Source organism: Frankia sp. CeRuru1 (assembly GCF_977966315.1).
Genome location: NZ_CDWWEW010000152.1, coordinates 1 through 6,412, shown reverse-complemented (window position 1 = coordinate 6,412; position 6,412 = coordinate 1). Strand labels below are relative to the sequence as shown.

Here is a 6,412-nt window from a genome sequence, read left to right as displayed (position 1 = left end):
TACGTCGCCAGCAAAGCCTGCGCCTCGATCGGATCCCCCAGCACCGTCCCGGTACCATGACCCTCCACAACATCAACATCAGACGCCGAAAGCCCCGCAGCAGCCAACGCCCGCCGAATCACCCGCTGCTGCGACGGCCCACTCGGCGCCGTCAACCCGTTCGACGCCCCGTCCTGGTTCACCGCCGACGCACGAACCACCGCCAACACCCGACGACCGTTCCGCCGGGCATCGGAAAGCCGCTCCAACACCACCACACCCGCACCCTCGCCCCAGCCCGTACCATCCGCGGCATCGGCATACGACTTGCACCGGCCATCGGCGGCCAGGCCGCGCTGTCGGGAGAAGTCCACGAACAGGCCCGGCGTGGCCATCACCGTGGCCCCGCCGGCCAGCGCGGTCGTGCACTCCCCGCGGCGCAGCGCGGAGGCAGCCAGATGCATGGCCACCAGCGAGGACGAGCAGGCCGTGTCCACCGTGACCGCAGGCCCCTCGAACCCGAACACATACGAGACCCGGCCCGACGCCACGCTCGAGGCCGCGCCCGTGCCGGTGAAACCCTCCAGCTCGGGCGGCACGCTGCCCCCGGCGAAGTAGTCGACGCCCATGATGCCGGTGAACACACCGACGTCGGTGCCCTTCAACGACGTGGCCGCGATGCCGGCGCTCTCGATGGCCTCCCAGGAGATCTCGAGCAGCAGCCGCTGCTGCGGGTCCATCGCGAGCGCCTCACGCGGCGAGACACCGAAGAAGCCGGGGTCGAACCGACCGGCCTCGTGCAGGAATCCACCGCGGTCGACGTACGACGTGCCGAGGCGTTCGGGGTCGGGGTCGAAGAGGGCGTCGAGGTCCCAGCCGCGGTCGGTCGGGAAACCGGTGACGCCGTCCCGCTTCTCGGTCACCATCGACCACAGGTCGTCCGGGCCGGCGACCCCGCCGGGCAGCCGGCACGCCATCCCGACGATCGCGATCGGCTCGCGGGCGGCGTCCACCAGCTGCCGGTTGCGCTTCTTCAGCGAACCGACCTCCTCCAGTGACTTCCGGAGGGCTTCGACGACCGTTTCGTATGACGCGCTCACGCTCTGCCCCAATCAGTCCGTGCCGGACGCGGTTCCGAGGGACCCGTCGCGGCCGAGGGCCAGCCGAACGAGGTCGTCGACGTTGAGTGCGGCGATCGGCTGTTCCTCTTCCTCCGGCCCGGTGGCCGGCTCGTCGTGGGTCGTATCGGCCAGCTGGAGCAGGGCGTCGAGCAGGCCGGCCTCGCGGAACCGATCCAGCGGCAGCGTCGCCAGCGCCGACCGGAGGGCGGTTTCGTCGACGTCATGCGTGATGTGGCCCGGTGCCGGACTCGACGGCGCAAGGCTCCCGAGCAGGTGTCGGGCCAGGGCGAGCGGAGTCGGGTGGTCGAAGACCACGGTGGCGGGCAGGGTCAGGCCGGTCGCCTCGCGCAGCCGGTTACGCAGCTCGACCGAGGTGAGCGAGTCGAAACCGGCTTCCCTGAAGGCGGTTTCGGGCCTGACGTCATCCGGCCCCGAGAAGCCGAGGACGGCCGCGACCCGGGCACTGACGAGACCCAGCAGCAGCGCCTCGCGCTCCGGGCCGGCCAGGCCGGACAGGCGGCGGGCCAGGCTCCGCGGGTCGTCGGAGCCGCTTCGGGCGCTGCGGCGGCCGGCGGGCACGAGGGAGCGCAGGACGGCCGGGCCGGCCGGGCCGGCCTGGGCGCGCAGTTCGCGCAGGTCGAGTTTGATCGGCACGAGCTGGGCCCGGGATGTCGCGAGCGCGCGGTCGAGCAGCTCCAGGCCCTCGCTCGGGGCCAGCGGCAGGATGCCGGGGCGGGCCGCCGTCCGGTCAGGGCGGCGCAGGCCGGCGGTCATGCCGCTGTCCTGCTGCCAGGGGCCCCAGGCCAGGGATGTCGCGGTGCGACCGGCGGCGCGGCGACGGTGGGCGAGAGCGTCAAGGTAGGCGTTGGCGGCCGCGTAGTTTCCCTGGCCCGGTGAGCCGAGGACACCCGACGCGGAGGAGAACAGGACGAACAGGTCCAGATCCCCGCACGGCCCGTCAGCCAGACCGTCGGCCAGCCGAGCCAGATGATCCGCGGCGACGGCCTTGGCCGCGAACACCCCCGCCAACCGCTCGTGCGTCAGAGCGGTGACGACCCCGTCGTCGAGAACACCGGCGGCGTGCACGATCCCGCACAGGGGATGCGCGGGGTCGATGCTCTCCACGAGGGCCCCCAGCGCGCCGGCATCGCTGACGTCACAGGCACGTACGTCAACCTCGGCGTCCAGATCCCGCAACCGCGCGGCGATCTCATCCGCGCCGGGCGCGTCCGGGCCACGCCGGCCGACCAGCAGCAGATGTCGCGCGCCACAGCGGGTGACAAGGTGCTCAGCCACCAGCCGGCCCAACGAGCCGGTGCCGCCGGTGACCAGCACCGTCCCGCCGTCGCGCACACTTACCGGCAGGGCACCCGCCTCGGCGGCGGGCGCCCGCGCGAGACGGGGCACCAGCAGGGCCCCCGCCCGCACGGCCACCTGCGGCTCACCGGTGGCCAGAACCCGGTCCAGGACGACGTCCACCGGCTGCTCATCGACGTCCACCAGCACGACCCGGTCGGGATGCTCGGCCTGAGCCGCCCGGACCAGGCCCCATACCGCCGCTCCGGCCAGGTCGGGCGCGGCTGTGTGCCCGGCCGGCACGCCGTTGCGGGTGACGACGACCAGTCGGGCATCCGGCGGCCCGCCGGCCCGGGGCTGACCCGTATCGGCCTCCGCCTCGGCAAGCCAGCTCTGGAGCGCCTTCAGGACGCTCGTGGTCGCGGCAAGCGCGTCGTGCGCGGCGGTCTCCACGACCGTGACGTCCGCGGCGGGCCGGGGCTCGCCGGCCGGCTCGGCCACGGCGACCCAGTCGACCTGGTACAAAGCGTCGTCGCCTCCCGAGGCGGCCGCCAGCTGCTCGGCGGACACCGGCCGGAAGACGAGTGCCTCAACGGTCAGGACCGGAACGCCGGTACCGTCGGCGACCTCCAGCCGGACGGTGCCCGGCCGGTCCGCGCCGACCGGGGTGACCCGGACCCGCAGCGCACCCGCGCCGGCGGCGTGCAGGGTGACCCCGGTCCAGGCGAACGGCAGCACGGTCGTCCGGGAGCCGGGCTCGTCGGCGTCGTCGCCGGCCCCCTCGGGGGCCCGGCGCAGGCCGTTGGCGTGCAGAGCGGCGTCGAGCAGGGCCGGGTGCAGGCCGAACCTGGCAGCCTGCTCGCGCTCGGCCTCGGGCAGCTCGACCTCGGCGCAGACGCCGTCGCCGTCGCGCCATGCCGCCCGCAGCCCCTGGAAGGCCGGGCCGTAGGCGTAGCCACGCCCGGCCAGCTCGGCGTAGTAGGCCTCCGGGTCGACGGTGATCGGCTGCGCGCCCGCGGGCGGCCAGACCTCGAGCGAACCAGGTGCGCCCAGCGCTGAGGGCGCTTCGGTGGCCAGGACGCCGGTGGCGTGCCGGGTCCAGGCCGGCCCGCCGTCCGGCGCGGAGTGGACCTCGACCGACCGGGTGCCGTCCGCGGCCGGTGCCGAGACTCCTACCTGCACACGGATCCCGCCGCGTTCCGGAACGACCAGGGGCGTCTCGATCACGAGCTCGTGCAGGAGCGGGCAGCCGGTCTCGTCACCGGCCCGGACGGCCAGCTCGACCAGCCCGGTTCCGGGCAGGAGCACGACACCGCCGACGGCATGGTCGGCCAGCCAGGGATGGGTACGCAACGACAGGCGGGAGGTGAACACCACGCCGCCGTCCGGGCGGGTGACGAGCGCGCCGAGCAGCGGGTGGCCGGCGTCGGCCTGCCCGAGGGCGACCGCGTCGGTCTGCCTCGCTGTGGGAAGCCAGTAGTGCCGGTGCTCGAACGCGTAGGTCGGCACGTCGACGCCCGCGCCGTTGCTGCCCTCCGGGAGGGCCGCGGTCCAGTCGACCTCCACGCCTCGGACGAACAGCTCGCCGGCCGCCGCCAGAAGGGTCTCGGTCTCGGACCGTTCGTCACGCAGGGCCGGGACGGCCAGGGCGGTCTCGGCCAGCGCACCGGACAGGGCCGCGCCCGGACCGACCTCGACGAACAGCTCGCCGCCGGAAGCCTGGACGCCGTCGTGGAACCGGACCGGACGGCGCACATGCGCGGCCCAGTAGTCCGCCGAGCCCAGCTCGTCGGCGGCGGCGACCTGGCCGCTCAGGTTGGAGACCACCGGGACCCTCGCCGGATTCCACGACACACCGGCCAGGGCCGCCGTGAACTCGGCGAGCATGGGCTCCATCCGAGCGGAATGGAACGCGTGCGAGACAGCCAGCCGCTTCACCTTCCGCCCGCGGCCGCGCAGCCGCTCCGCGGCGGCCAGCACCGGCCCCTCGTCACCGGAGAGCACCACCGAGTCGGGCCCGTTCACCGCGGCGAGGTCCACGCCTTCGCCCAGCAAGGACCGGACATCGTCCTCCGTCGCGTTCACCGCGACCATGGCTCCACCGGGCGCAAGTGCCTGCATCAACCGGCCGCGAGCGGCGACAACCGTGCAGGCGTCCTCCAGCGACACCACCCCGGCTACCTGCGCCGCCGTGATCTCACCGATCGAATGGCCCATCACCGCATCGGGCACGACGCCCCAGGAGGCGAGCAGTCGGACCAACGCCACCTCGACCGCGAACAGCCCACCCTGCGTGAACACGGTCTGGTCCAACAGACCGTCCGGCGACCCGAACACCACCTCGCGCACCGAACGCCCCACCCAGCCGCTCAGCCGCTCCTCCAGCAGCCCGCACACCTCGTCGAACGCCTCGCGGTACACCTCGAACCGCCCGTACAGCTCCCGGCCCATCCCGGCCCGCTGCGAGCCCTGCCCCGGAAACACGAACACGACCTTCGGCAGCCGGTCCGCCGAGCCGACCACGACCTCCCGCCGGAACTGACCCCGGGCCAGGGCGGCCAGCCCGGCCCGGGCCTGGTCCCGGGAGCCGGCCACCACGACCGCGCGCCGCGGCAGCCGGCCCCGCCGGGTCAGAAGCGCCGCCGCGACGTCCGCCGGGGCCGGCCCCGCGACGTCCGCCAACAGCCGCTCCAGCCGGGCGGCCTGGCCCGACAGCGCTCCCTCGCCGCGGGCCGAGAGCACCAGCGGCACCGCCGTCCCGGCCTCCTCGCCCGAGGGCGGCGCCGTCGGCGCCTCGACCGGTGCCTGTTCGAGGACCACTGCGCGTTGGTGCCGCTGACCCCGAACCCCGAGACCCCGGCCCGGCGCGGCCGCCCGGTCTCCGGCCACGGCCGTGACCCGGTCAACAGCCGGACGGCGCCGGCGTCCCAGTCGACCTGGGTGGACGGCGCGTCGACGTGCAGCGTGGCCGGCAGCACCCCATGCCGCAGCGCCTGCACCATCTTGATCACACCGGCGACACCGGCGGCCGTCTGGGTGTGCCCGATATTCGACTTCAACGACCCCAACCACAACGGAAACCCCGGATCACGACCCTGCCCATACGTCGCCAGCAAAGCCTGCGCCTCGATCGGATCACCCAGCGTCGTACCCGTCCCATGACCCTCCACCGCGTCCACATCCCTCACCGACAACCCCGCACCAGCCAACGCCCGCCGAATCACCCGCTGCTGCGACGGCCCGTTCGGCGCCGTCAGACCATTCGACGCACCGTCCTGATTCACCGCCGACCCCCGCACCACCGCCAGAACCCGATGCCCACGCTCACGCGCGACAGACAACCGCTCCAACACCACAACACCGGCGCCCTCGGCCCAACCCGTCCCGTCAGCCGCATCGGCATACGACTTGCACCGGCCGTCCGGAGCCAGGCCGCGCTGCCGGGAGAACTCGACGAACGTGTGCGGCGTGGCCATCACAGTGGCGCCGCCGGCCAGCGCCAGCGAGCACTCGCCCTGCCGCAGCGCCTGCGCGGCCAGATGGATCGCGACCAGCGAGGACGAGCAGGCCGTGTCCACCGTGACCGCCGGGCCCTCGAACCCGAACACGTACGACACCCGGCCGGACGCCACACTCCCCATGCCGCCGGTGCCGGTGAACCCCTCCAGCTCCGGCGGCACCGGGCCGCCCGACCCGTAGCCCTGGCTCATCACGCCCGAATACACACCGACATCAGTGCCACGCAACGTCGCCGGATCGATCCCCGCCCGCTCCAACGCCTCCCACGAAACCTCCAACAGCAACCGCTGCTGCGGATCCATCGCCAACGCCTCACGCGGCGAAATACCAAAGAACGCCGCATCGAACAAACCCGCATCCCGCAGGAAACCACCCCGATCCACATACGACGTCCCAGACCTGTCCGGATCAGAATCAAACAAACCATCAAGATCCCACCCCCGGTCAACCGGAAAACCGGTCACCCCCTCACGGCCCTCCGCGACCAACCGCCACAG

At 73.5% G+C, this 6,412-nt stretch carries 1 protein-coding gene and 2 pseudogenes; all 3 read right to left on the bottom strand.

The genetic code is table 11. The features are described from left to right. Positions 1–1,079 (bottom strand): beta-ketoacyl synthase N-terminal-like domain-containing protein (locus AC08OP_RS12790; protein WP_476614386.1); only part of this gene is annotated, 1,079 nt, incomplete at its 3' end. Between the two features lie 12 nt (positions 1,080–1,091). Continuing rightward, a pseudogene (locus tag AC08OP_RS12785) lies at positions 1,092–3,803 on the bottom strand (type I polyketide synthase); the annotation flags it as partial. Between the two features lie 159 nt (positions 3,804–3,962). After that, a pseudogene (locus tag AC08OP_RS12780) lies at positions 3,963–6,412 on the bottom strand (type I polyketide synthase); the annotation flags it as partial.